The 24,956-nt window shown below is 39.3% G+C and carries 23 protein-coding genes; 7 read left to right on the forward strand and 16 right to left on the reverse strand.

What is annotated here, in order from left to right; genetic code table 11:
- Positions 1 to 17: 17 nt before the first annotated feature.
- Positions 18 to 1,130, reverse strand: coding sequence for an iron-sulfur cluster carrier protein ApbC (gene apbC, locus ACE2AL_RS14590; RefSeq protein WP_206085392.1), 1,113 nt, complete (start codon positions 1,128 to 1,130; stop codon positions 18 to 20).
- Positions 1,131 to 1,398: 268 nt separating this feature from the next.
- Between apbC and metG the strand changes: the two genes are divergently transcribed.
- A complete protein-coding gene (metG, locus tag ACE2AL_RS14595) occupies positions 1,399 to 3,426 on the forward strand; it encodes a methionine--tRNA ligase (RefSeq protein WP_272538800.1) in 2,028 nt (675 codons plus the stop codon).
- An 88-nt stretch (positions 3,427 to 3,514) separates the two neighbouring features.
- On the opposite strand, the gene ACE2AL_RS14600 is transcribed toward metG, so the two are convergent.
- From ACE2AL_RS14600 to ACE2AL_RS14610, 3 genes are read right to left on the reverse strand one after another with little or no spacing between them, the layout of a single operon-like run.
- Positions 3,515 to 4,726 carry an ATP-grasp domain-containing protein gene (locus tag ACE2AL_RS14600; RefSeq protein ID WP_272538801.1) on the reverse strand — a complete coding sequence of 404 codons (1,212 nt, stop codon included), beginning with the start codon at positions 4,724 to 4,726 and terminating at the stop codon, positions 3,515 to 3,517.
- Complete coding sequence (locus ACE2AL_RS14605; protein WP_375083637.1) at positions 4,704 to 5,864, reverse strand: MFS transporter; 1,161 nt, start codon at positions 5,862 to 5,864, stop codon at positions 4,704 to 4,706. Before ACE2AL_RS14605 ends, ACE2AL_RS14600 begins: the two co-directional genes overlap by 23 nt.
- Positions 5,865 to 5,875: 11 nt before the next feature.
- Positions 5,876 to 6,403 carry a threonine aldolase family protein gene (locus tag ACE2AL_RS14610; RefSeq protein WP_375083638.1) on the reverse strand — a complete coding sequence of 176 codons (528 nt, stop codon included), beginning with the start codon at positions 6,401 to 6,403 and terminating at the stop codon, positions 5,876 to 5,878.
- A gap of 305 nt (positions 6,404 to 6,708) precedes the next feature.
- On the opposite strand from ACE2AL_RS14610, the gene ACE2AL_RS14615 reads away from it, so the two are divergent.
- From ACE2AL_RS14615 to cdd, 3 genes are all read left to right on the forward strand, one after another.
- Complete coding sequence (locus tag ACE2AL_RS14615; RefSeq protein WP_272538805.1) at positions 6,709 to 7,176, forward strand: CidA/LrgA family protein; 468 nt, start codon at positions 6,709 to 6,711, stop codon at positions 7,174 to 7,176.
- Positions 7,176 to 7,871, forward strand: a complete 696-nt coding sequence (locus tag ACE2AL_RS14620) for a CidB/LrgB family autolysis modulator (protein ID WP_206085389.1) — start codon at positions 7,176 to 7,178, stop codon at positions 7,869 to 7,871. The genes ACE2AL_RS14615 and ACE2AL_RS14620 overlap by 1 nt, the downstream gene beginning before the upstream one ends.
- Positions 7,872 to 8,075: 204 nt before the next feature.
- Positions 8,076 to 8,963, forward strand: coding sequence for a cytidine deaminase (gene cdd, locus ACE2AL_RS14625; RefSeq protein WP_272538806.1), 888 nt, complete (start codon positions 8,076 to 8,078; stop codon positions 8,961 to 8,963).
- Between the two features lie 110 nt (positions 8,964 to 9,073).
- On the opposite strand, the gene ACE2AL_RS14630 is transcribed toward cdd, so the two are convergent.
- Genes ACE2AL_RS14630 through ACE2AL_RS14645 form a run of 4 tightly spaced genes read right to left on the reverse strand, consistent with a single transcriptional unit; the run spans position 9,074 to position 12,459 of the window.
- On the reverse strand, positions 9,074 to 10,456 hold the full coding sequence (locus tag ACE2AL_RS14630; protein ID WP_375083639.1) for a serine protease: 1,383 nt from the start codon (positions 10,454 to 10,456) through the stop codon (positions 9,074 to 9,076).
- An 8-nt stretch (positions 10,457 to 10,464) separates the two neighbouring features.
- Entirely contained in the window at positions 10,465 to 11,163 is a 699-nt protein-coding gene (locus ACE2AL_RS14635; protein WP_375083640.1) for a hypothetical protein, read from the reverse strand.
- Positions 11,164 to 11,195: 32 nt separating this feature from the next.
- Entirely contained in the window at positions 11,196 to 11,831 is a 636-nt protein-coding gene (locus tag ACE2AL_RS14640; protein WP_272538809.1) for a hypothetical protein, read from the reverse strand.
- Positions 11,824 to 12,459: a hypothetical protein gene (locus ACE2AL_RS14645; protein ID WP_272680628.1), complete on the reverse strand. Its 636-nt coding sequence runs from the start codon at positions 12,457 to 12,459 to the stop codon at positions 11,824 to 11,826. Before ACE2AL_RS14645 ends, ACE2AL_RS14640 begins: the two co-directional genes overlap by 8 nt.
- A 403-nt stretch (positions 12,460 to 12,862) precedes the next feature.
- Here ACE2AL_RS14645 and ACE2AL_RS14650 point away from each other — a divergent pair, with 403 nt between their 5' ends.
- Together ACE2AL_RS14650 and ACE2AL_RS14655 are read left to right on the forward strand one after the other, a co-directional pair.
- Complete coding sequence (locus ACE2AL_RS14650; RefSeq protein ID WP_206085380.1) at positions 12,863 to 14,560, forward strand: NAD-dependent malic enzyme; 1,698 nt, start codon at positions 12,863 to 12,865, stop codon at positions 14,558 to 14,560.
- A 161-nt stretch (positions 14,561 to 14,721) separates the two neighbouring features.
- Complete coding sequence (locus ACE2AL_RS14655) at positions 14,722 to 15,621, forward strand: rhomboid family intramembrane serine protease (RefSeq protein WP_272680627.1); 900 nt, start codon at positions 14,722 to 14,724, stop codon at positions 15,619 to 15,621.
- 45 nt (positions 15,622 to 15,666) lie between these two features.
- Here the strand turns inward: ACE2AL_RS14655 and ACE2AL_RS14660 are convergent, their stop codons facing one another.
- The 5 genes from ACE2AL_RS14660 to ACE2AL_RS14680 all read right to left on the reverse strand — a co-directional run bounded on the left by ACE2AL_RS14660 (position 15,667) and on the right by ACE2AL_RS14680 (position 20,512).
- Entirely contained in the window at positions 15,667 to 16,449 is a 783-nt protein-coding gene (locus ACE2AL_RS14660; protein WP_375083641.1) for a sulfite exporter TauE/SafE family protein, read from the reverse strand.
- A complete protein-coding gene (locus tag ACE2AL_RS14665) occupies positions 16,449 to 17,294 on the reverse strand; it encodes a MurR/RpiR family transcriptional regulator (RefSeq protein WP_206085377.1) in 846 nt (281 codons plus the stop codon). The genes ACE2AL_RS14660 and ACE2AL_RS14665 overlap by 1 nt, the downstream gene beginning before the upstream one ends.
- A gap of 17 nt (positions 17,295 to 17,311) precedes the next feature.
- Positions 17,312 to 18,673 (reverse strand): PTS transporter subunit EIIC, encoded by a 1,362-nt coding sequence (locus ACE2AL_RS14670; protein WP_206085376.1) that lies wholly within the window; start codon positions 18,671 to 18,673, stop codon positions 17,312 to 17,314.
- A gap of 58 nt (positions 18,674 to 18,731) precedes the next feature.
- Positions 18,732 to 19,649 (reverse strand): N-acetylmuramic acid 6-phosphate etherase, encoded by a 918-nt coding sequence (gene murQ / locus ACE2AL_RS14675; protein ID WP_206085375.1) that lies wholly within the window; start codon positions 19,647 to 19,649, stop codon positions 18,732 to 18,734.
- Between the two features lie 170 nt (positions 19,650 to 19,819).
- Positions 19,820 to 20,512 (reverse strand): carbohydrate-binding family 9-like protein, encoded by a 693-nt coding sequence (locus ACE2AL_RS14680; RefSeq protein ID WP_375083642.1) that lies wholly within the window; start codon positions 20,510 to 20,512, stop codon positions 19,820 to 19,822.
- Between the two features lie 375 nt (positions 20,513 to 20,887).
- Here ACE2AL_RS14680 and sanA point away from each other — a divergent pair, with 375 nt between their 5' ends.
- On the forward strand, positions 20,888 to 21,592 hold the full coding sequence (sanA, locus tag ACE2AL_RS14685) for an outer membrane permeability protein SanA (RefSeq protein WP_206085373.1): 705 nt from the start codon (positions 20,888 to 20,890) through the stop codon (positions 21,590 to 21,592).
- Position 21,593: 1 nt separating this feature from the next.
- Here sanA and yeiB read toward each other — a convergent pair whose 3' ends face one another.
- From yeiB to ACE2AL_RS14700, 3 genes are all read right to left on the reverse strand, one after another.
- Positions 21,594 to 22,745, reverse strand: coding sequence for a DUF418 domain-containing protein YeiB (gene yeiB / locus ACE2AL_RS14690; RefSeq protein WP_206085372.1), 1,152 nt, complete (start codon positions 22,743 to 22,745; stop codon positions 21,594 to 21,596).
- A 3-nt stretch (positions 22,746 to 22,748) separates the two neighbouring features.
- Complete coding sequence (gene folE / locus ACE2AL_RS14695; protein WP_206085371.1) at positions 22,749 to 23,408, reverse strand: GTP cyclohydrolase I FolE; 660 nt, start codon at positions 23,406 to 23,408, stop codon at positions 22,749 to 22,751.
- Between the two features lie 201 nt (positions 23,409 to 23,609).
- Positions 23,610 to 24,701: a YbfB/YjiJ family MFS transporter gene (locus ACE2AL_RS14700; RefSeq protein WP_375084313.1), complete on the reverse strand. Its 1,092-nt coding sequence runs from the start codon at positions 24,699 to 24,701 to the stop codon at positions 23,610 to 23,612.
- Positions 24,702 to 24,956: the final 255 nt, after the last annotated feature.

Here is a 24,956-nt window from a genome sequence, read left to right on the forward strand (position 1 = left end):
TAATAGATTATGGTGAACTACACCGCGCGGAATGAAATTTCCGTTGGGATTTTATCCCCTTCCCAATACATTAATGCTGAAATGCCCGATGCAATTTCACGGTAGATATCCGCAAACTCACCTTCAGGATCACGCATAACAGTTGGTTGACCACGATCGAGATCTTCACGCAAAGAAATATGCAGCGGAACTTGGCCTAACAGTTTCGTGTTGTATTTTTCAGCCAGTTTTTCTGCACCACCAGTACCAAAAATTGGCTCAACATGGCCACAGTTACTGCAAATATGTGCGCTCATATTTTCTACTACGCCTAACACTGGCACATTCACTTTCTTAAACATCACGATACCTTTCATGGCATCAACCAGTGCGATATCTTGTGGCGTTGTCACCACAACCGCGCCTGTTACAGGGATGTTTTGTGACAGAGTTAATTGGATATCCCCTGTTCCTGGTGGCATATCGATCACTAAATAGTCTAAATCAGGCCATAAGGTGTCTTGCAGCATTTGCATTAACGCCTTACTTGCCATTGGGCCACGCCATACCATTGCGTTATCGTCAGTGACTAAATAACCGATGGAGTTAGTCGCTAAGCCATACGCCATAATCGGCGCCATGTGCTGGCCATCAGGAGACGTTGGGCGCTCTAGTGTTGTGCCTAGCATATTTGGAATTGACGGACCATAAATGTCCGCATCAAGGATACCAACTTTTGCCCCTTCTTGCGCCAGTGCTAGCGCGAGGTTGACAGAAGTACTGGATTTACCCACACCGCCTTTACCTGAGCTCACCGCCAGAATATTGCGCACACCCTTGATACCAGGCAAATCGTTAGCGCGTTTTAGCGTCGTCACATCGTGACGCAGTTTCCACTCAACCGCATGAGCGCCAGTTAACTGCTTCAGTTCTGCCGTTTTTTCGCTAATCAGCGTTTGGAAAGGCCCTTTCCAAACAAATGGCATGACTAATTCGACGTGCAGCACATTGTCCAACATTGCACAATGATGTAACGCTTTGATGGAAATCAGATTACGTTGCAGCGTTGGGTGTGTAAATGAAGCCAAAACTTTGGAGACTTGTTCAGTCAGCAGTTCTGGTTTGTTCTGCTCGGGGGATTTATCGTTCATCCCGGCTCCTTTATTTATATTTTTGAACTTATAGATATCCTATATAACTCGATAAGCTACCTGAGATTAGACGGATATACTTTGACTGAGGTTAATCATAACAGAGAACATAAAAAATAGTGATTGCCAAGCGCAGGAAAAGCCAAGAAGAGGCGAAAATTTCTTTTTCCAACAAATTTCCAATTAATCTTTTATATCCCTAGCAGCGATGGTTTTGATCGGTTAACATCAAAGACCCTTTTCAAATAATGGAAGTAAGAAAGTTACTATGTCTCAAGTCGCGAATAAATTACTGGTAACCTGTGCGTTACCCTATGCTAACGGTTCAATCCATCTTGGTCATATCCTGGAGCACATTCAGGCTGATATTTGGGTCCGTTATCAGCGAATGCGCGGCAAAGAGGTTCATTTTATCTGTGCTGACGATGCGCACGGAACCCCAATCATGCTTAAAGCACAACAGCTAGGTGTCACGCCTGAAGCCATGATTGCTGAAGTGAGCCAAGAACATCAGAACGATTTTGCAGGTTTTTCCATTAGCTATGATAACTATCACTCGACACACAGTGAAGAAAATAAAGCATTATCAGAACTGATTTATGGGAAACTGAAAAATAACGGTTTTATTAAAAACCGCACTATTTCTCAGCTTTTCGACCCAGAAAAAGGCATGTTCTTACCAGACCGCTTCGTTAAAGGTACTTGCCCGAAATGTAAAGCAGAAGACCAATACGGTGATAACTGTGAAGTGTGTAGCGCAACCTACAGCCCAACAGAATTAATCAACCCGCGTTCTGTTATCTCTGGTGCAACACCTGTAATGCGTGATTCAGAACACTTTTTCTTTGATTTACCTGCATTTAGCGACATGCTGCAAGCATGGACTCGCTCGGGTGCGCTGCAAGAACAAGTCGCGAACAAAATGCAAGAATGGTTCGAATCAGGTCTGCAACAGTGGGATATTACCCGCGATGCACCGTATTTCGGCTTTGAAATCCCAGATGCGCCAGGTAAATATTTCTATGTCTGGTTAGATGCACCAATTGGTTACATGGGTTCATTTAAAAACCTGTGCGACAAACGCGGTGACCTGAGTTTCGATGAATTCTGGAATAAAGACTCGAAAACAGATCTTTACCACTTTATCGGTAAAGATATCGTCTATTTTCACAGCCTGTTCTGGCCTGCGATGTTAGAAGGCAGCCAATTCCGTAAACCAACTAACCTATTTGTCCATGGTTATGTCACGGTTAATGGCGCGAAAATGTCTAAATCGCGTGGTACTTTTATCACTGCGCGTTCATATTTAGACCATTTAGACGCGGACTGCTTACGTTATTACTACGCGGCAAAACTGTCTTCTCGTATCGATGATATTGATTTAAACCTTGAAGATTTCGTTCAGCGCGTCAATAGCGATATTGTAAACAAAGTGGTTAACTTAGCTTCGCGTAACGCAGGCTTTATTGCTAAACGCTTCGATGGCAAGTTATCTGCAAACTTAGCAGAGCCTGAGTTATATCAACAGTTTGTTGATGCGGCAAAAGTCATTGGTGAAGATTATAGCAATCGCGAATACAACAAAGCGATCCGCGAAATCATGGCACTAGCGGATATTGCTAACCGCTATGTTGATGAAAAAGCCCCTTGGGTAGTTGCTAAACAAGAAGGCAAAGACCAAGAGCTGCAAGATATCTGCTCAATGGGGATTAACCTGTTCCGTATATTGATGACTTACCTGAAACCCGTTTTACCAGGTCTGACCAAACGTGCAGAAGCGTTCTTAAATACTGAGTTATCTTGGGATGCGATTAACACTCCATTACTTGGTCACAGTGTTGCACCTTTCAAAGCGCTATTTAACCGTATTGAAATGACAAAAGTGGATGCAATGGTTGAAGCATCAAAAGAGAGCATCAAGCCAATCCAGCAAGTCACTGGCCCACTGGCGGATGACCCAATTCAAGATACGATCACCTTTGATGATTTTGCAAAAATCGACCTGCGAATTGCACTAATCAAACAGGCTGACTTTGTTGAGGGTTCAGACAAATTACTGAAATTACAGTTAGATATTGGTGGTGAAACGCGCCAAGTGTTCTCTGGCATTCGCTCTGCATACCCAGACCCGAAAGCATTAGAAGGCCGTTTAACGGTGATGGTCGCAAACCTTGCTCCACGTAAAATGCGCTTTGGTATTTCCGAAGGTATGGTCATGGCAGCAGGCCCTGGTGGAAAAGACATTTATCTGCTCAGCCCTGATAGCGGCGCACAGCCAGGTATGCAAGTTAAGTAACATCTGTATTAGTATCTATTAATTAAACGCTATAACAACCCTAATACTTATACACTAAGTCATTAGGGTTGTTTTCTACCCCCAAATATTACTCAATATACTCAATTTTTATTTGCTGTAATTTGCTCTCCACCGAAGTAATAACCTCTTCAGCGCAAGTTCCATAAACTACAATGTAACCAAGACGGCTATAACTATCTTTAAGAGCTTTAGCATCAATAGGGGTCGAAACAAATTTGTATAGTAATGATGGTGATAACACAAGTGCTGTAGAAATCGTTTTAATCGTTCCTAATTTTGTAGGTGTTATAAAACGAATTGATGCAAATCGATTTTCAACAACAGATTGCGGTATATATGACATCCCCTTCACATGCAACGATAAGTAACATTCAACTAAACTAAAACCTGTTACGTTTTCACAAAGATTATCAATCATCCCTCCCGCGACTCTTGGATTTACTTCAATTAACCTGATTTTATTATTATCGAGTTTAAACTCAACATGAGCAACTGTATGTGACAATCCAAGCCGGTTTAACCAGCCAATAATTGTCTCCTCTATTTTATTTTTTAATTCCAATTTACAAGGAAAATTATGCCCTATTTCTACAGCGTATTTCCCTTGCGTAGTTATTTTTTCGGTTATACCTAATACTTCCCATTGATTTAATTCAATATTCCAATATACTTCAGCGCTGTATTCACTACCTTGAATAAACTCTTCAATTAAATAATACGATGATAATTTATAACCTCGATTATTAATTCGAAAATTAATTAGCTCTGTAACAGCAATATTAGCCTCTTCAATATTAGAACAAATCGTGACTTGACTACTACCGCTATCATCACAAGGTTTGACAACTAAAGGAAACGTAAACTCTGAAAAATCTATATTTTCTCCAATCTGGCAGACTTTAAATTTAATGTTTTCTTCTTTATTAGAAAGTATTTCCCGCGATATATTTTTATATCGGCATGAAACTAAAGCTTTAATACTTGGGGATGGCAAGCCTAAGGCATGAGATACTGCCGCCGCCGTCACTAAACGATAGTCATCAAATGCCACAACTCCAACTGTGTTATATTGCATTGCTTTATGTAAAACAGACACCATGCAGTCTGTGTTTAACTCAATAATATCATCAACATACAATGTTGGGTTATCGGGTATCTTTCGATAAAATGCACATTCCTTAGTAAACAATACTGTATGATAACCTAAACGCTTGGCAATTTTTAACGCACTGACTCCTGTGCCTGATATATTACATTCAACAAAAACTATCGTTTTCATATTTATTCCTTTTAGTTAAAAAATGCTCAACCCCAAATAAAAAAATAAGTAATATTATAATAAAAAAAGGCAATACATAATTTAATTGATATAGTCCTGCTATAAGGCCAAAATACGCGCCACATGATTCTGCAACACCCCAGAAAAAAACACATAAGGATAATGACATTTTTTTATTCTCAAACGGACATTTGATAATAGAAAGGCTATTATTATACGGACTCCAAACTAACTCACACAAAGAAAATAGACCAATTAATAAATACAAACTGGTTGCCGAATTAAAATCCAAAAAAAACAAAATACTTACTGTTAATAATAAACTTATTTTATAGATAATATTTTGAAGAAGTAGATTTTTATTCGCTAAAAAGTTTGTCACTTTCATTTGTAGAGTAATAATAATCCCTGCATTTAAAGCGAAAAGTAATGAAACTGAAATATATTTTATTTCCATCTTTGAGTATAATTCATAGTGATATGCAAGATTCCTTAGTATCACACCTATCATGAAAAAAGAAACAGCGCTATACAAAACAAAAACACACCACTCACTAAAGCTTGCAGATACTCTTATTGTATTATTATTATTCTCATTAGAGATTGCACTGTCTTTTATTCCCATTGAATATATAGCTGAAAAAAGCATAATCAAAGCAGGAAATAAAATAACACCAGGATATGACTTATTGTAAAAAAACTCGCCTAAAACGCCACCTAATGCTGAAGATATATTAACGATGACATTTAAAATAGAAAAATTTCTCATTCTATTTGAATGCAAAGAGTTTTCAGCCAAAAAAAGACTAGTACATATATTCGCAATTGAGAACCCAGCACCTATAATTGCAGAAAAAATAATAAATGAGCTAACATCACTTAAAAGGTAGGTCATAGCTATCGCTAATGATGTTAGCAGATAACTCATAATGAATGTAATCTTATAGCCTAACAAAAAAATAATATAGTGTGAAAGTAAAGAAAAACCTCTACTTACAAATAAGAACACAAATAATATAATTGCAATATCTTCTTTTGTAAGTTCTTTATAGTTTAATAAGTAAAGAGAGTAGAAGGGTAAAAAGCTATAAAATGAAACACCAGACAAAAACCTTGACGCTAATATTTTATTTTTCATTTTTCTATTTTCTAAAAATCCCCATTGAATAATGAAATGCTTCTATCATCACATAATTTTCTTAATGCCTTAATTTCTTCAATAGGAAATATACATCCTCCATAGGTTCCAATACTACTTTCTATCGAGATGACCTTAGGAATTGCATATAAATTTGACCACCTTGATTTATTATTTATGGCTTCAATGACATCTTTAACCGTTAATATCCCACTACTTGTTTTAATATTATTAATAACAATCCCGCTAAGTGCAGATGTTGGAGAAGATTCAAAATAACAAATATGATAACCTGTTTCAGTAATTACCTCATCGCCAGGATTTGCTAGTACCCTAAGACCTATTTGATTGCTCATTGTTCCAGATGGCATAAATAATGCTGATTCTTTTCCAAATAACGTTGCGGCAAAACATTCTAACCCTTTAACATATTCATCCTCATTGTAGCAATCGTCTCCTATCTTACTAAAATCCATATTAATTAAATCATTGGGTGAAATTTTAGTTAATGTATCACTTCTGAGATCTATATAATCCATTTATTTCCTTATTTATTATTCAATTATTCAATCATTTTAAATACTCTTTAATTATTTAATTTATCGGCTAAACGCTATAGTTCAACTACTTTTAAAATAAAAAATAATAACTGTGATATACGTAATAAATATTTAATAAAGTATACCTCAAAGATATTAGCTTAAACCTTGTCTTCGTGAGTACATTAGCAGTCTGTGTGTTTCAGTTTCCCATCGCAGAATGTTAAGATATTTTCTTGTGATCTATAGCACAACTCTCTAGTTAATTGTATGATGAATAGATATCAAGCTACAGGACGGATCTCATGTCATTTAAACAGGTACTGATAACGGGATGGCAGTATTTGCGCGCTTTCGCAATACTTTACCTCTGCCTGATTATCGGAAACCTTATCTCTACCCTACTTCCTTTTGCTATCCCTGGCAGTATTGTCGGTATGCTCATTTTATTTGCACTGCTGGCGCTGCAAGTTATCCCTGCACATTGGGCACAACCTGGATGCAGTATTTTATTGAAAAATATGACCATTCTATTTGTGCCTATCGGTGTGGGGATCATGAATTACTATGACTTACTGAGTCAACAGCTGCTCCCGATTGTGGTTTCTTGTGTGGTCAGTACCTTAATTGTAATGATAGTCGTCGCTATCAGTTCCAACTATATCCACAAAGAACGCCCTGTCGTGGGTGCTAAACCTGATGAAGTTCCCCTTCCTCCTGAAGAGCCAATTTCTTCGGTGATTAATAATGATAAAACTAAGGGGAATGAATAATGTTAACGCACATTTGGTGGTCGTTACCGCTGACAATTGTGGTGTTTTACCTTGCCCGCAAATTATCAGTGAAATTTAAATTACCGATATTAAACCCATTATTAATAACCATTGCGGTGCTTATTGCCATACTGGTTATCACCAATACATCCTATGAGCATTATTTTGCGGGCAGTAAAATCCTGAATGATTTACTGCAACCCGCCGTTGTGGCATTGGCTTTCCCCCTGTATGAGCAAATGCACCAAATTCGTGCCCAATGGAAATCTTTGTTTAGTATCTGCTTTGCGGGTAGCATCGTCGCGATGTTCAGTGGCGCAGCAATTGCATTTTGGCTCGGGGCAACGCCGGATATCGCCGCCTCAATATTACCGAAATCTGTTACGACGCCAATTGCGATGGCGGTTGCCGATTCAATTGGTGGGATCCCTGCAATTAGTGCCGCTTGTGTGTTGTTTGTGGGGATTTTAGGCGCCATGTTTGGCCACAGTTTATTTGATGCTTTACGTGTACGCACCCATGCGTCTCGTGGGCTTGCGATGGGAACGGCTTCCCACGCATTAGGCACCGCACGTTGCGCTGAGGTTAATTACATTGAGGGGGCTTATAGTTCGCTCGCATTGATGACCTGTGGGGTGATCACCTCGTTAAGTGCGCCATTTATATTTCCTGTCATTTTGCATCTTTTTAGCTAATCTTATTAGTTAAACACTCCGTTAAGTATGATGAGTAAGAGAAAACGATGTTCTCTTACTTATCATTGAACACTAAAAACATGAGATATATCTCTCAATTAAAGAATTTGTTTCATATGTTTCATTTAAATTAGTGATTTAAATCACATATCAATATGTACTTTATTGAATAGAATGAAAACAATTAAATAGGGAGGGTAACTCATGCATTCAAGATTTAAGGCCGCTTGGGCCGAGCTTCCAGAGAAGCTACAGTCTGTACTTAGACCTATCATTGATAAATCCGATTTTCCTGGAATGCTAACGGCTGAGCAAGTGCAGCACATTAAAGCGCAAAGCGGTGTTAGCGACTCAGAATTAGCATTCTCACTACTCCCTTTTGCAGCGGCCTATGCCGTTACGCCAATCTCCCATTTCCATGTTGGTGCAATCGCTTGCGGCGCTAGCGGTAATTTATATTTCGGCGCCAATATGGAATTTAGCCATGTTTCGATGGGGCAAGTGATCCACGCGGAGCAATGTGCGATCACCCATTCATGGATGAAAGGCGAAAAGCAAATTACGTCGATCACTGTGAATTACACCCCATGTGGCCACTGCCGCCAGTTTATGAATGAATTACGCGAAGGTGGTAAAATTATGGTGAATTTACCTGGCCGCACACCTGCGGTACTGCACCACTATTTACCCGACTCTTTTGGGCCTTCTGACCTCAATATTACCACTTTACTGCTAGACCCTGTCGACCATGGTTATAAAAACCAAAGCCGTGACAGGTTATTAACTGCTGCAATCGAGGCAGCAAACCAATCTCATGCGCCTTATAGCCAATCCCATTCAGGTATTGCGTTACAGTTAAAAGATGGTTCATTATTTACAGGCCGCTACGCAGAAAATGCCGCATTCAACCCAAGTTTGCCACCACTGCAAGCGGCGTTAATTATGATTAACCTCTCAGGTAAAGATATTCACGCCATCGACCAAGCTAAATTTGTTGAAAAGCAAGATGCGATTATCAAACATTGGTGTGTTACCGAAAATACATTACAAGCACTGGGTTGCCAAAATATTGAATTAGCTTATTTGGATTAATTCTCTCTCATGCTCTATGTATGGTTATTGTCAATAGACTAGTTATTGGCAATAACCATTTTTTATGTTTCATATATTTTTAATAAATTGATAAAACTTTAATTTAGTAACTAACTAAAAAATGAATTTGATGAATAGCCAGAAAACCGAGATGGTATATTTGATGCTGTTCTGTCTGAAAAATGGTTATTAGAAAAACCATCGAATGAATCCATTGATGACATATTATCGCTTAGCTGACCAACCATATTTTCAAAATGATGATTATTTTTTATTGTATCTGTAGGGAAGTCTTTAAATCCTGGAGTTCCCGGAGGAATAACACTTGGACGTTCTAGATAATGATTTGTTGGTGTTACATTATCCTTAAACTTTAATCCATCAAGTAGGTTTATTGTACGTGGTGCTAATTGTCTATTCGGTTCGGCTTTCGGATAAGTGCTTTCCGATATCGATTTATCTACCATATTATGTGAATACTTAATTGGAGATGTTGATTTGTTGTTTATTGATGGCATATTTCCCCTTAAATCATCAATCATATGATCATAATGAGCAACATTTGGCTGATAATTAACTGATGGTGAATCAAATAAGCCTGTTTCTGGTAATATATAGTCAGGTCTTTCTAAATAATATTCAGACAATAGATTTTTATGTGTAAATTCCGTTTGGCCACGCCAATCTGTTTGTACTTGAAATGGTTCTAAATGTTGTGAAGGATAATCCCAAAATGAAAAACGCTCTGTTCCTTTATCAATTAAAGGGTTTCCTGTGTTATAAATAATTGTATTTATTCTATCCATATTATCTTCTTCTATATGAGATATAATATTTTGATAAGATTTCTTGGTTGTAACCACCACACCATCTACTACATTATCAATATCCATAACCCGTTTAATCCAACTATGTATTTTAGGCTGCATATGCGCTGGACCTTCATATAATGCTCTAAACATTATATCTTTAGTATTTATACTTAATAATGTTTCACTTTCTATATCACCTACAGAATTTAAAGCTCTCTGCCAATAACTCTCTCTTTGTTCTCTAGGTAACACAAAAAATACAGGTTCTAAAGTCCATGCATCAGAAGGAAGATTATAATAAGAAAATACACTACTATGAAATAATTTAGCCTCTATGTGATTTATATCACCATAGATTACATCCTTTCCATCTTCAAATCTATTTTTTAGGGTTTGAGCATAGGCTATTGCCATATCATAGCGAATACGCTCAATTATAAACTCATCTTGCACTCCAATATACTCTAAAATAGCTTCATCTAAATAATTAAGCGCAAAAGCACCTGAAAGAGAATCACCTTTAACCACACTATTAGCTAATTTAGCATATCGGTCTCCTTTACTTTCCAAATATTCATACATCAACTTTGGTTCTTTGGTTACTAATAAAATTTTAATTGCATTAGAAACATCACTACGAGTTAACTCTAAATCACCCTCTCTAATTTCTTGATTTCTCATATCATCTCCTAATTTTTAACATGATCGAGTAAAAAAAATCGTATTTTTTCCCTCATTATATTGCTATTAGATAATTCTTTAGCATCAAAATAAAATTTAACCTTAGTTCCTATTTCTGGAATCAAAAAATATTGAAAACACTTATGATACTTCTCATCAATTGCTAACCATTCACACTCAATTAAAAAAATCACTTCATTATTAATTTCCTTCCAATAATATCCTTTTTTATTAAAATACATATCTTCTTTATGACCAATACTTCTTCGTATTTTTACAGTCACTTCAGTAAAATAAAGATCCAACTCTTCATCATAATATAACTCCCCCTTTCTTTTGAGGTAGCCCATATCTAAATACACGTGTTTTCTATAACTCAAATATTTTTCAGGGTCTCCCTTTAATGGTTCAACATAAACCTCTATAATTTTAACATCATTACTAACCTCATTAGATGGTTTCAAATCAGACCAAGACATCCTCATTGGCAGAATTCTAAAATTAGCTTCACACCCTTTTTTATTTTCAATAAATCTTGGGTCAAAATAGCTATAGCCTTCATATTCTGCAAAGGTATACACATAGTCACTCGGCACCTCAACTATTGTATTATTAAACTTCCCACATACAAACCCAGGTCTGTTGTTTGCATTAATTACACACGAGAATAGTATTAATGGAAATATTAAATAAATATTCAATCGCATATTCTATTTAAACCTTAATATTACTTTAAAAATTATTGAATAAGCTCCGGATGAGAATAAATGAATAAATCTTCAACAGCTTCCATGGTTTTTACCATTTCAATAACTAAGGGGATCTTTTTCATTCTATTTAACCACCGCTGGCTTGGCTTCTTTTTATCAACAGATTGGCTATCTGTCTCGAACCTCATTTTTGACCAAAGCTTAATAAATACGTTTACCTCAGCATTTGTTTCTGGGTGGGAAATAGCATTAAGAATGTCTTGCCAAAATTTATCTCGTTCAGCATCATCAAGAACATCGTAAATATCAGCAAAGAACCATGCATCATAAGGTAAATCTGATGCCTTAAACCCTTTTTTATTTATCATGACAGCTTCATGGAAATTAATATCCCCTTTTCTAGTTTTTTTATCCTTATTTACATCAAACCAATTTTTTAAAAACTCTATATGTGCCAATGCTGATTCATAGTGGAACTTCTTCATATTTTCCTTTGATAAAGGTCTTTTATATTCATCCATAGTGACATACATATATTCATGGATAATTTCTATAAATATACTTTGTTTTTTATTTTTTGGTTCCAAACCTAAAGTTTGAAATGAAAAAAGCAGTAAAGTAATAAATAAAATAATAATGTTATAATTATTTTTTGCTCTATTCATTTCTAAATCCTATAGATTTAGTTTTAAGATTATTAGTCCACATACTATTAATGTGTTTCTCCATCTTATTTATTGTCGAAATTTGTCTTGCAATAGAAAGCCATTCAATACTTCTTTGTTGTTTTTCAGATGGTGGCTTAGCCGCTTCTATTAACATCGCGTACCATATTTTCATAATTAATGCTAATTCATCCTTTCTACCACCTTTATTTATTGTATAAAGATAGGCTTTCCATACTATATCTCTTTCGTTTTCATCTATTACATTTAAAATATGTTCAAAAAACCAAATAGTACGAGACACATTCCTTTTATCTAATGATTCATGATATAAAACAATTGCTTTTTTATAATCAATTCCTTCATCAAAACACTTTTTATCTAGCTTTATAAAATCCGCTATAACCCTAACATGAGCTAACTTGTTATGCTTATATTTAGTTATATTTTCAGGCATTCTCATTGCGATATACATATAACTAAAATTCAACCCGGCGAGTAATTTTACCTTTTTATATTCAGATTCCCCATATGTTATATTCTTTTCATCCTCATTATTTACCTTTAGCGTTTGACCGCCATTACATGCTGTTAGTAATAAAATTAAAGTAAAAAATAAAAACCTCATATTTACCACCTTTTATGTTGATAAAAATTAACATAAAAATAAATCAATAAAAAACATGCAGCAATATATGATATTTTTAAATATAGTTTTACCGCTATTTAGTTAAAAGATCATTTATTAGACAAAAGATAAACATCAATTAACAAATTCAAGAAATAATAAAGAAAACTGTATTTACACCTTTAAATTTAAAAAATGGATTAAAACCATTATGTTGCTAACCGTGATCTACCCGTCGTAATCACAACCTAAAAGTACGCTTTAGTTTCATTCCTTAACTAAATTCTTTATTATGTCTATAAAATTTTTAACGATTTTGCATCATTATTTACTGTACATATTTCCTGTTTAGCTTAGGATCTACCCTGACTTTGTTGATTAATCGTCCGAAGAGTGATATTTCATGGAACATGAATACGAAACAAAACGCCCTCTCTATATCCCCTATGCTGGCCCAATTTTACTTGAATTCCCTTTATTGAATAAAGGCAGTGCGTTCACTGAAGAAGAGCGCGCGAACTTCAACCTGCATGGCTTACTGCCTGAACAAGTTGAAACTATCGAAGAGCAAGTTGAGCGTGCTTATCGTCAATTAATTGATTTTAAAACAGATATTGATAAACACATCTACTTAAGAAACATTCAAGATACCAACGAAACCTTATTTTATCGCTTGATTGATGCCCACTTAACGGAAGTGATGCCAATCATCTACACTCCAACTGTGGGTGAAGCGTGCGAACATTTCTCTGATATCTATCGTCGTGCCCGTGGGTTATTTATTTCTTATCCAAACCGCGCACATATTGACGACATGCTGCAAAATGCCACAAAACAAAATGTAAAAGTCATCGTTGTCACAGATGGTGAGCGTATTTTAGGCCTTGGTGACCAAGGTATCGGCGGCATGGGCATTCCAATTGGTAAGCTGTCACTGTATACCGCATGTGGCGGTATCAGCCCTGCTTATACCTTACCAATTGTTATTGATGTAGGAACGAATAACCCACAACGCTTGAATGACCCGCTGTATATGGGATGGCGTCATCCACGTATTACCGGTGACGAATATAACGAATTCCTCGATGAGTTTGTGCAAGCAGTTAAGCGCCGTTGGCCAAATGTTTTATTGCAATTTGAAGACTTCGCACAGAAAAATGCGATGCCGTTATTAACCCGTTACCGTGATGAGCTTTGCTGCTTTAACGATGATATTCAAGGGACTGCGTCCGTAGCATTAGGTAGCCTCATCGCCGCCAGCAATGCCGCAGGCAGTAAATTAAGTGACCAACGTGTGACGTTCTTGGGTGCAGGCTCAGCTGGTTGTGGTATCGCCGAGCAAATTATTGCCCAAATGAAATCCGAAGGGTTAAGCGACGAAGAAGCTCGCTCACGCATTTACATGGTTGACCGCTTTGGTTTATTGACGGATAAACTCCCTAACCTGCTCGATTTCCAAGCTAAATTAACGCAAGATAGCGCTAATTTAGCCAGTTGGGATGTGGACAGTGATTCAATTTCGCTGCTGGATGTGGTTCGCAATGCCAAACCAACTATTTTGATTGGCGTTTCTGGCCAAGCTGGCTTGTTCACTGAAGAAATCATCAAAGAGATGCATAAACACTGTGAACGCCCAATTGTGATGCCATTGTCTAACCCAACCTCACGCGTTGAAGCTCGCCCAGAAGACATCATCAATTGGACAGACGGAAAAGCATTAGTTGCAACAGGCAGCCCGTTTAGCCCAGTGTCTTACAAAGACCAAGTTTTCCCAATTGCCCAGTGCAATAACTCCTATATTTTCCCAGGAATAGGCCTAGGGGTTATCGCGTCAGGCGCAAAACGAGTGACTGATGGTATGTTGATGGCAGCGAGCCGCGCATTAGCAAGCTGTTCACCACTGGCAAAAAATGGCGAAGGTGCTTTATTACCATTGCTATCGGATATCCAAGATGTTTCGCGCGTTATTGCCAAACAAGTTGCCAAAGAAGCGCAGATTCAAGGTGTAGCAACCGTCACCTCTGACAGCGCTTTAGATGAAGCCATTGAACGTAATTTCTGGAAACCAGAATACCGTACTTATAAACGTACCTCGTTCTAATTTGTTGTTTATTAAATTGAAAGGCGCATATTTTATGTGCCTTTTTTTATTTTCTTATTTGTCTGAAAAAAGAGAAAATACCCGAGTTCAGATAATGGTAAATTGCGCTAATGGCTTAGCTTATTTAATATATCAATACAAAGCGAAGATAGGATATTGAAATGGCTGACCCTTTAGAGACACACACTCCCCATAAACCGAAGTTTTCCATTTGGGCCATGGCACTCACCTTGTTGATAGTCGCCATAAATATCACCGTTTATTTTTATCAGCTTACCTATGCAGCGCCCCTTGATTCCCAAGAAAATAACTTATTAATATTTGGTGCAAATGTTTACCAACTCTCCTTAACGGGGGATTGGTGGCGCTACCCGATGAGTATGGTGTTGCATTCAGGGGGCTTTCACCTCGCCTTAAATACCTTGGCTCTGTTTGTAATAGGGATTGAATGTGAGCGGACATACGGCAAATTCAGATACCTCGCTATCTACCTATTTTCAGGTATTGGTGCAGCCTTTTTTAGTGCTTATTGGCAATATAGCGAGAGTATTCGTGAAGCCACCAGCCGTGCATCAATGAATTCATGGAACAGCTTATATTTACCTGATAATACGGTTTATATCACTGTGAGTATTGGTGCGTCAGGTGCCATTATGGGGCTTGCTGCCGCTTCGGTTATTTATCTTTTAAAAGCCCTGAATAACCCCAACTTGTCCATCGAAGAAAAAAACCAATTAAAACGCCCGCTGTATAATATCATTGGGATGATTGCTTTAACTTTAGTGAATGGTTTGCAGTCTGGCATTGATAACGCAGCCCATATCGGCGGGGCTATTTTAGGGGCAGTCATTAGTGGAGCCTTTGTTCTCGCACCGCAATCTACACCGTTGTCGAAACACCTTTCCAGTCTATTGATTTCAGTGATTGCAGCAGGATTACTTATTTTCGCGTTGCAGCACTATTCGTCCTCGCAAGATGAAGACCTAAATGATGAGCGCGTTTTTATTTACCAAGAAATGGAAAAAGAACTGAATCATTTAAAGAAATGGGATTTAGATTAGCTCACTTGCCCTATTATTCACAATATCAATAATAGGGCTATCTGTTTAAAAAGAGAATAAATTCAGTGTCATCATGACTGCACTGCAGGTGATCAGTAACAGGGTAATGTATTGAAATGTGCGCTCTGACAGGTGAACCAGCAAATATTTCGCCACTGGCATGACAATCAATGCGCCCACACATAAAATAAGCGCCAGTTTTAAGTCAGTATACCCTTCCTGCGCATAAGCCAGTGCCGATGACCCCGACAATACCGTTGTGACAAAAATCGAGGTGCCTATCGCCTGCTTAATATTCAATTGCATGTAACGTAACAACATGGGCAAGACGACCACGCCACCGCCAACCCCTGTCGCCCCGAGAACAATCCCCGCTAATACTGCAGGAAGTGCCATGGACTTCAATTGGGAGGCCTGCACTACAGTTATCTTTACTGGCGCGGCGAAAAACATTCTCTGTACAAATAAATAAAGGGAAAAAATAATTGCAGCTGCAACGAGAAGATTAATCCCCCACTCAACTTGTTTTTCATATCCCTCAAGACTACCCAGCCATGTCACCAACAAACTGGCTAAAAACGTACTTGGCAACATAATTGCTAAAACAATCATTGCCCCTTTGAATGGGATATTCCCGAGGCGAAAGTGCATATATGAGGAGGATATTTTCATCAACATCGATAAAAAGTTCGCTGTTGCCACCGCAGCTAATGCATTTAAGCCGAAAAAGTAGGTGAGTATTGGCAAAACAATCACCCCACCGCCAACTCCTGTAGTGCTAATAATCAATCCGATCACTGCACCGATGGCTAACTCCGTTAAAATCATTAATTCTTGCCTTGTATCAGGGCTCGCCGCCCTTTTTGCAGTGCTGTATCAGCATCACTGTCTGCGAGAGTAAGGTATTTAAAAAACAGCGTATCGAACGTCACCATCTGCAAAACTTGTGGGGTAATAACCCCAAGCTGTGTGTGCTGTTCATCATAAAAGTACGGTAAAGTGAAATCGGCCAGCTTTGTCGCTTCATCTTGCCCAAAACGACATAAAGCGACAGTAGAACAGCCAGCCTCTTTAGCGGAACGCAGCATATTATTGATTTCTTGTGTATTTCCACGCGCAGTCACTGCAATTGCAAAATCATCGGCACTCAAATTTGCAGAATAGCTCAGTTGAACATGCAAGTCATAGCTAAATAATGTGTGCTTGTTTACCCTGATCAGTTTATGGAAAATATCACTCGCCACAATCGCTGAGGAGCCAATCCCAAACAACACAATACGTTTGGCATTAACCATACGCTTAGCGACCTCATCAACCGTTGACGGTTCTAATAGCTCAAGGGATTTTTCAATCGCTGAAATAAACATTTGCCCCGTTTTTGCAATAATTTGAGACGTATCATCACTGCGGCTCAAATTACCATACAGGCTTTCCGCTTTGTGTTGCTTCTCATCGGAGAGATAATCCACCTTAAATTCAGGATAGCCACGGTAACCCATTTGGCGTGAAAAGCGAATAACAGACGCGCTACTAACCCCTGCCGCTTGAGCTAACTCAGCAGCATTCATGGCAATTAAGCTTTCGCGATTATCAAGTAAAAATTTCGCGATCCGCTGTTCAGTGCCCTTACCTCTCGTCTGCAAGCTTTCCAGTTTTACCGTCAGTGTCGACATGGCTATTCCTTATTTAATTATTTTTCAGGATCGGTGAAGCCTATTATCATACTGGCAATGAATCCGACAATCCATGCACCTGCAACAGCAATGAGGAAATCAAGGATTTGGCCATCACCCACTAATGGGATTAACGATAACCCTGCGGTACCAAATGGAATGATAATACCCACATGGAAAAACGCCATTAACGCCCCGCCCGCTGCACCACCAATACAACCCGCAATGAAAGGTTTGCCTAGTGGCAATGACACACCGAATAACAGCGGCTCACCCACACCAAAGATCCCCACAGGTAACGCACCGACTAAGGTTTTTTTCAGGCGTTGGTTTTTGGTTTTTAAGAATACCCAGAAACAAGAACCCACTTGCCCCATACCGCCCATGGCTAAGATAGGGAATAAGTAATTTAAACCAAAAGTTTGTAAGATTTCTGCGTGGATTGGGATTAAGCCTTGGTGTAAACCTGTTAACAATAAGAACAGGAAGCTGCCGCCTAAGATCCCCCCCGTTGCGACCGCACCGCCACCACTATTTAATAACGCAACGGAGACCCCTTGCGCCAAAATTTGGTTTAAATAATGACCCGCAGGTTGGAATACCGCAATTGCCACCATCGCTGAGACTAAAATGGTCACAAATGGCGTCACTATCAGATCTAAACTCTCTTTGATAATGCTTCTAAACCACACTTCAAATTTGGAAGAGAACACCACCACCATCAAGACCGCAAAAATACCGCCGCTATTTGGCACTAATTTTGAGCCAAATAAAGTGATATCCGCTAACCCTGGCATTGACAACAAGCCTGCCATCACAGCACCAATCGATGTTGATGCCCCTAACTCTTTTGCGGTATTAACCCCAATCATAATCGATAGGTAAGCAAACACCGCACTACCAATTAACTTCAATAACTTGAACAGCTCAGGGAACTGATCGACCACTTCAGGTGCGACTAAACGGACGATATTAATCAGCCCCATAATCAGACCACAACCAATTAGTGCAGGAATGGTTGGTACGAAAATCGCGGCTAATGTATTGAGGGTACGGCGAATTGAGAAACCTTTTTTCTTTTCAGGTTCTGTATTTTCTATGCTTGCTGCGCCGCTGCCTTGCATACGTTTATTCATCACAGAAAACACTTTTGCCGCAGTTCCCATACCAACGATCACTTGCTGTTGTTCACCGTTAAAAATAACGCCTTTTACCCCTTCAATTTGCTTTAAAGCTTCGGCATCAAATTTTTCATTATCTTTTAAGACTAAACGGATGCGAGTCATACAGTGAGTCAATGTTGCCACGTTCTCAAAGCCGCCCGCATATTTTTCTATTTCTCTGGCGAGTACTTCCAGATGTTCTATTTTATTAGCCATATCGTTCCCCTAATGTTGGCAAAGCTATTTCCATAACTTACCCGCATTTTCCCATTTATTAACGGCGAGTTTCTAACAAGCTATCCAATGTAGTATTTGGATGTTGTTGAACGAGTTCCGTTGCTTGCTGTGCATTAATTTGTAATTCAAACATCAAAATTGCGCGTCGCGGATGGTAGTCCACTTGCTCTAATAACTGTGCTGCGGCTTCGGTATCAATACCGCAAACTTCACTGACAATGCGTTCTGCACGGCGCAATAACTTATAATTACTTGCGACAACATCAACCATTAAATTGGTGTGAATGCGTCCTAAACGCCCCATCACGCATGTGCTTAACATGCCTAAAATCATTTTTTGTGCAGTGCCACTTTTCATTCGTGTTGAGCCCGATAACACTTCAGGCCCAACGTCAGGAGCGATAGCTAATTTCGCCACATCACTAATTAACCCATGACCCCGCGTAGTGATCGCGACAGTTAGCGCCCCAACTTCATTGGCATACTCAATACCTGCAAGGGTAAAAGGAGTTCGCCCGCTCGCCGCGATACCGACAACCACATCCTTTGCAGTGAGGTGGCGTTTTTTTAACTCATCAATAGCCGCATCCGTTGAATCTTCAATATTTTCAACTGCTTTTAGCATGGCATTATGGCCACCTGCAATAATGGATTGGACTAATTCAGGGGAGGTACCAAAGGTTGGGGGGCACTCCGCACTGTCTAATACCGCCAGACGACCAGAGGTACCTGCGCCAATATAAAATAGCCGTCCACCTTGTTTCATGCACTGTGCGATAGCATCAACCGCTTGCGCAATATTCGGTAGAACTTGTTGGATAGCCCCAGCAACTGTCGCATCCGCTTGGTTAATCGCAGTAGCCATCGCTAACGTTTCCAACCGTGAAAACTGTAATGTCTCATGGTTGAATTCATTTTTTAGGCAGTCGCTCAGTGTATTTTCCGCTAGAGACATTAAAACGCCCTCACATTGAAATTATATTTCATAAAAAATTACTATATATGAACTTTAATTTCAAATAAAATCACAACAAATGAATATTTTCGTCAGCGAATATGATCGCTCTCACAGTTCATTCAAGGAAAAATGATGTGTTTGCCGGCCATGAAAGACCGGCTATCAGGTTACTTCACAAATTTGCAGGTACCAAAGGCTGATGGGATATGGAAATCTGGTTTCACGGAATCTGGTTTAATCCAGCTAATCCATTTGCGAACTTGTTTTTCTTCACCCGCGCTGAATTCACCACGCAAAATAGCACACATTAACGTTTGCTTGTCTTTGTCTTGCCACAGGTTTAGACGCGTGAATTCATCCAAATCGATTTTCCCTGTTAATACATAACCATTCGGTGTCATTTCCCCCACTGTTTGCAATGTTTCCCAGTTCCAACTTGGGTCAACCTCACGATAGTAGTTGGCTTTTGCATCGAACGTGCGGCCTTTTGGGTCCATTTCCGCAGTATAATAAGGTTTAAGCTCAGGGCTGGTAGCAAAAAACAGTTCAACACGGTCAGAATCTAGCACCGCTTGGTCTTTATTGGCGTTATCACCTAGCTGAATGTCTTTATCATCCGCGATAAAGCGAAAATAAAGGGCATCATCACTCCAAAGCGCACGGAAGTCGGTTTTTGGTGGTGTTTCTTTTTCCCATGGATAAATAAAGTCGGTTAACACTTCAGCTTGCTGCCATACGGCTTCGTTTTGTGCATCATTTAGTGATTTTAATTGATCAGTATGGTTGATTTGGTACTCTTTCGCCGCAACACTGGCTGTCACTAACATCGCACCAGCGGCAAGTAATGTGGTCAGTTTCATATTTCCCTCACGTATCAGATTTTCATATTTGTTTTATGGACTGATGATTTCCACCCCAAAAGAAATGAAATTTCATCATCTAGATTAAATATAGAATTAAAATTTCAAAACAAACAGACAATCTGTGGTAAAAAATTTCGCTCTGTGAAGCAACTCACTGTTTGAATAATCTTCACTCACCCATTTTTCATCCAATATCTGATTAATTTTAAATCGATTTTTAGGTTTAATAGCGGTCAACTTTGAATCTGTCCTCAACATTGACATGACTTTACGTTGGGCGACTTGCGTCACTAATTTAAGTCAAGTAGCCTAGAAGCGAGTCTACTGAGGCTAACACCTTCTTATTATGATTTTTATTTTCAAGGCTAGGACATGAGGAAACGTCTGCTTATTGGTCTTCTTATTCTTGCAGGGATAGCAGTTACGACCATTATTCTACTTGATCGCTGGATTAGCTGGGATACTGCACCCTATATCTATGAAGATGTAGCGCAATTACCTGCCCGTGATGTTGGCATGGTACTTGGCACATCCAAATACTACACCTCTGGCGCCACTAACCTCTATTACACCAACCGAATCAATGGCGCGGCACAAGCCTATCACAGTGGAAAAGTAAAATATTTGCTACTCAGTGGTGATAATGGCGCTCATAATTACAATGAACCCATCAATATGCGTAAGGATTTAATTAAAGCGGGTGTTCCAGCCTCTAAGATTGTGATGGATTTTGCGGGGTTCCGTACTTTAGACTCGGTTGTCCGTACCAAAAAAGTGTTTGATACCGATAACTTCACGATCATCACGCAACGCTTCCACTGTGAGCGTGCCGTTTTTATCGCTAAACATAAAGGGATTGATGCACAGTGCTATGCGGTTCCAGCACCTGCTGGGATGTTCAAAGTTCGTGTCCGTGAAGTGTTCGCTCGTTTAGGCGCTCTCGCTGATGTGTATATTTTAAAACGTGAACCGAAGTTTTTAGGTGAGCAAGAATCCATTCCTGCTCCGATAAAAATGCCAGATGGCATCAAAGGCTACCCAGCCGTATCACCTGATGAAGTCAGCAAATTAAATTAACTTATCCATTCACTTGGTTTAATTTCTCAGTTAACTTCCGCCATACCCATTCAAGCGGGCCTTGATTGAAAAATCGTAACCAATAATACGAAAACAAAATATTTGCCAACCAAACAGGCGGGATAAAAGCCAATAACTCAAAACGGGTAAATTGCGCAAAATACCCCAGATGGTAAAAAATAGTGGTGCAAATCAGCGTTTGTAAAATGTAGTTACTCAACGCCATTCGACCAATATTTTGTAACCATGAAATAACCACAGCATGCTGAATCTGCCCCCAAAAACCATATACCAAGGCAATATAACCCAGCGCCTGAAAAGGAATGACTAGCTCATTAATGATGTAGCCAATAATTGAGGTAGAAAAATAACTCCATCCAAACTGGCTCTGCCCATATAACGCAACCACTTGAATAAGCAGCGAAGGGACAATAAAAAACAGCGCCATACGGCGATAATGCATGGCACTAAATTGCCCTCGTAGCCAACCATTTCGGATTAATAATGCTCCAATAATCATCAATGCAATAAGCTGCCAACCATACTGAATAAATAGCATTTGAAGCATCGCTTGGATTTCTTTCATGCGATAAATAATGCCCTCAATACCACCCACTGTTTTTGCACTGTATTCGAAATATATTTGTTCATCTGAGGTCTGCCAAAAACCTTGAGGGTCAACTCCCCAACCTAAAATAAGCAGAATAAGTAAACCAATGAAATAAATGGATGCCGCTATTTTCAATAACGCCCTATCATCGTATTGATTCAATAAATACGTAGCCACCAGCCCCGTTAATGCATAAGCCAGTAGAATGTCACCATCCCAAAGACCAATGCCGTGAATCACCCCAAATAAGGCTAAAATAGACAAACGTTGATGGTTCCACCTTAAAGTTCGAGGCTGCAATAGCGCTAATGTGGCACCGAATAAAATCGAAAAAATAGCGAGGACTTTCCCTTGAAAAAACAGATTAAATACAATCCAAACAAAGGCTTCAGAAGGTGGTGTGCTGGCAGTGTAATAAGGGTTTAGATAGGCCGCTAATGGCAAAGCAAAACCAAAGATATTTAATAAAAAAATACCAAGAATTGCCATGCCACGAACGGTATCAAGCTGCTTGATACGGCTTGATGATGTAATGATTGCCATAGATTATAGATGGCGAACCGCACGTAAAAACTCTTGCCGTGTATTTTGGCTCGACTTAAACAACCCACCTAACGATGTTGTGGTGGTAGCACTGGTTGCATCACGGATGCCACGCGCTTTTACGCAGTAATGTACCGCATCAATGGAAACCGCCACATTCGTGGTTCCAAGTAATGTTTGCAATGCCACTAAAATTTGCTGTGTCAAACGCTCTTGAACTTGCGGACGTTGGGAGAAAAACTGCACTATGCGGTTGATTTTCGATAACCCAATCACTTTATCTTTTGGGATATAAGCCACTATCGCTTTACCGTCAATAGTCACAAAGTGATGTTCACAGGTACTGGTTAGCGTGATATCACGAACCGTCACCATTTCATCCACTTTCATTTTATTTTCAATTAATGTGATTTTAGGAAAATTGGCGTAATCCAATCCTGAAAAGATCTCATCAACATACATTTTTGCAATACGACGAGGCGTGTCAGCGAGGCTATCGTCAGTTAGATCAAGGTTGAGCAGCTTCATGATCTCTGTCATGTGCCCTTCAATCAGTTGCTTACGCTCATCGCCTGATTTTGGCTGAATACGCAAAGGGGTCTCTAACCCTCTGGCTTCCAACGCAGCGTGAACTAATTCGGCCTCTTTACTGAGAGATGACATGTGATCCTCCACAAATGGTGTGACTATTTTTATAAAAATGCAGGTGTGCGCCGTACTCTAAAACAGCAGGTGCAGATAATCCAGTACAACCGTTACAACATGTGTGAAATATTTGCATTCGCATCAACAACATTATTCACTATGGTAAACCCATTACGGCAAATCACTATCATTTATAAAATATGATTAGCTAAATATTTATTAATAAATCGGTTTACTTCCGCGACAGTAAACCAATAATCCCCCCACTACCAATGCGATAAATGCGACATACAGCGCAGGCTCTAATTTTCCTGTTAAAGCGGTGGAAATAAATGACAGTGTTGGCCCAACTAACTGACCAATAGCGTAAAAGGTAGTCAGCAGCCCCGCCATAAAACGATTGTGATCAGGCGCCAACTCGCGGCCAAGTTGTAATGCTAATTGCACTGTACACATAAACCCTGTTCCGACCAATATTGCAGAGATAACCAGCCCTGAAATACTCGGGATCACTTCTGCAAGCAATATCCCCATCCCTTGTAGCCATAAGCTAATCGCTAACCGATTACGGGTTGTTGATAAATTTCGCAGCAACATCGCAAATAATATACCGACTACCGCAGATGCCCCAAAAACAGGCCAAACAAACTGAGCAAATAAGCTATCAGGAAAACGTTGTGCGGCCATTTGTGATAAAAAAGTAGCTGGCAAAATATAACCAAACCCAGCGAGCCCATAACACCAAACCAAGCGTTTGATTTCAGGGGTTAGGGTTAATTTTTTAATTTCCCCCGCAGGCCGTTGCCATTGCCCCGAGCGAGGTAAATAACGGCTGATGTACAAGCTCAAAATCAGCGCCAATACACCATAAATTACCCACGCTTCACTCGCCGTTAAATGCCATCGTTGGATCGCTACCGCTAACATACCGCTAACGAAAATTCCCGTTCCCGTTCCCGCAAATACCGCCACACTAAGAGCTGGTCGGTTAAGTCTCGCCAAGGTTTCATTGGCCCAAGCTGCGACCAACACTAACGCAATGCCACTTGCCCAGCCAATCACAAAACGGGCAATACTGTGTAATATCGGACCATTAAGCAATGCACTCAGTAACGTGATCACTACCGCCCCCCACACGCCCAACCACATACGCCTTTCTACATATGAACGTGCTCGCATCGCGTCAAAAGAGCCTAGCAAGTAACCAAGGTAGTTACATGCAGCCACAATACTGGCACTCGATAACGTTAATTGGTGTTCCTCAATCATTAGGGGGACTTGAGGCGTTAACGTAAATCGCCCTATTCCCATTACCACAATTAACGACAGAAAACCTGTAAAAGCAATATGAAAAGCAGCAGCACTGCGGCTTGGTGAGGTTACAATCGGCTTTATTGACACAATTCTCACTCGTTACGTTCTAGAAACATTGCACCTAGAATAGTTTACTTTTTTACTATTTAACATTAATACAACAAAAACCGTTTTATCATTTAGTGCATTTATTTGTTCTTTATAACCGTAATATCTGCTCAAAAGCTATCTGTAATCAATTTCTATTCATTC

The organism is Providencia xihuensis, from assembly GCF_041953405.1.
Lineage (GTDB): Bacteria > Pseudomonadota > Gammaproteobacteria > Enterobacterales > Enterobacteriaceae > Providencia > Providencia vermicola.

Coding starts and splice junctions, on each gene's coding strand:
- metG (WP_272538800.1), top strand. CDS start 1,399: ATGTCTCAAGTCGCGAATAAATTACTGGTAACCTGTGCGTTACCCTAT.
- ACE2AL_RS14670 (WP_206085376.1), bottom strand. CDS start 18,673: ATGGCTAATAAAATAGAACATCTGGAAGTACTCGCCAGAGAAATAGAA.
- ACE2AL_RS14605 (WP_375083637.1), bottom strand. CDS start 5,864: ATGAAAAATAAAATATTAGCGTCAAGGTTTTTGTCTGGTGTTTCATTT.
- ACE2AL_RS14600 (WP_272538801.1), bottom strand. CDS start 4,726: ATGAAAACGATAGTTTTTGTTGAATGTAATATATCAGGCACAGGAGTC.
- folE (WP_206085371.1), bottom strand. CDS start 23,408: ATGTCATCTCTCAGTAAAGAGGCCGAATTAGTTCACGCTGCGTTGGAA.
- ACE2AL_RS14615 (WP_272538805.1), top strand. CDS start 6,709: ATGTCATTTAAACAGGTACTGATAACGGGATGGCAGTATTTGCGCGCT.
- cdd (WP_272538806.1), top strand. CDS start 8,076: ATGCATTCAAGATTTAAGGCCGCTTGGGCCGAGCTTCCAGAGAAGCTA.
- ACE2AL_RS14630 (WP_375083639.1), bottom strand. CDS start 10,456: ATGAGAAATCAAGAAATTAGAGAGGGTGATTTAGAGTTAACTCGTAGT.
- murQ (WP_206085375.1), bottom strand. CDS start 19,649: ATGTCTCTAGCGGAAAATACACTGAGCGACTGCCTAAAAAATGAATTC.
- ACE2AL_RS14660 (WP_375083641.1), bottom strand. CDS start 16,449: ATGATTTTAACGGAGTTAGCCATCGGTGCAGTGATCGGATTGATTATT.
- ACE2AL_RS14635 (WP_375083640.1), bottom strand. CDS start 11,163: ATGCGATTGAATATTTATTTAATATTTCCATTAATACTATTCTCGTGT.
- ACE2AL_RS14620 (WP_206085389.1), top strand. CDS start 7,176: ATGTTAACGCACATTTGGTGGTCGTTACCGCTGACAATTGTGGTGTTT.
- ACE2AL_RS14700 (WP_375084313.1), bottom strand. CDS start 24,701: ATGGGAATAGGGCGATTTACGTTAACGCCTCAAGTCCCCCTAATGATT.
- ACE2AL_RS14650 (WP_206085380.1), top strand. CDS start 12,863: ATGGAACATGAATACGAAACAAAACGCCCTCTCTATATCCCCTATGCT.
- ACE2AL_RS14665 (WP_206085377.1), bottom strand. CDS start 17,294: ATGTCGACACTGACGGTAAAACTGGAAAGCTTGCAGACGAGAGGTAAG.
- yeiB (WP_206085372.1), bottom strand. CDS start 22,745: ATGGCAATCATTACATCATCAAGCCGTATCAAGCAGCTTGATACCGTT.
- sanA (WP_206085373.1), top strand. CDS start 20,888: ATGAGGAAACGTCTGCTTATTGGTCTTCTTATTCTTGCAGGGATAGCA.
- ACE2AL_RS14640 (WP_272538809.1), bottom strand. CDS start 11,831: ATGAATAGAGCAAAAAATAATTATAACATTATTATTTTATTTATTACT.
- ACE2AL_RS14655 (WP_272680627.1), top strand. CDS start 14,722: ATGGCTGACCCTTTAGAGACACACACTCCCCATAAACCGAAGTTTTCC.
- ACE2AL_RS14645 (WP_272680628.1), bottom strand. CDS start 12,459: ATGAGGTTTTTATTTTTTACTTTAATTTTATTACTAACAGCATGTAAT.
- apbC (WP_206085392.1), bottom strand. CDS start 1,130: ATGAACGATAAATCCCCCGAGCAGAACAAACCAGAACTGCTGACTGAA.
- ACE2AL_RS14610 (WP_375083638.1), bottom strand. CDS start 6,403: ATGGATTATATAGATCTCAGAAGTGATACATTAACTAAAATTTCACCC.
- ACE2AL_RS14680 (WP_375083642.1), bottom strand. CDS start 20,512: ATGAAACTGACCACATTACTTGCCGCTGGTGCGATGTTAGTGACAGCC.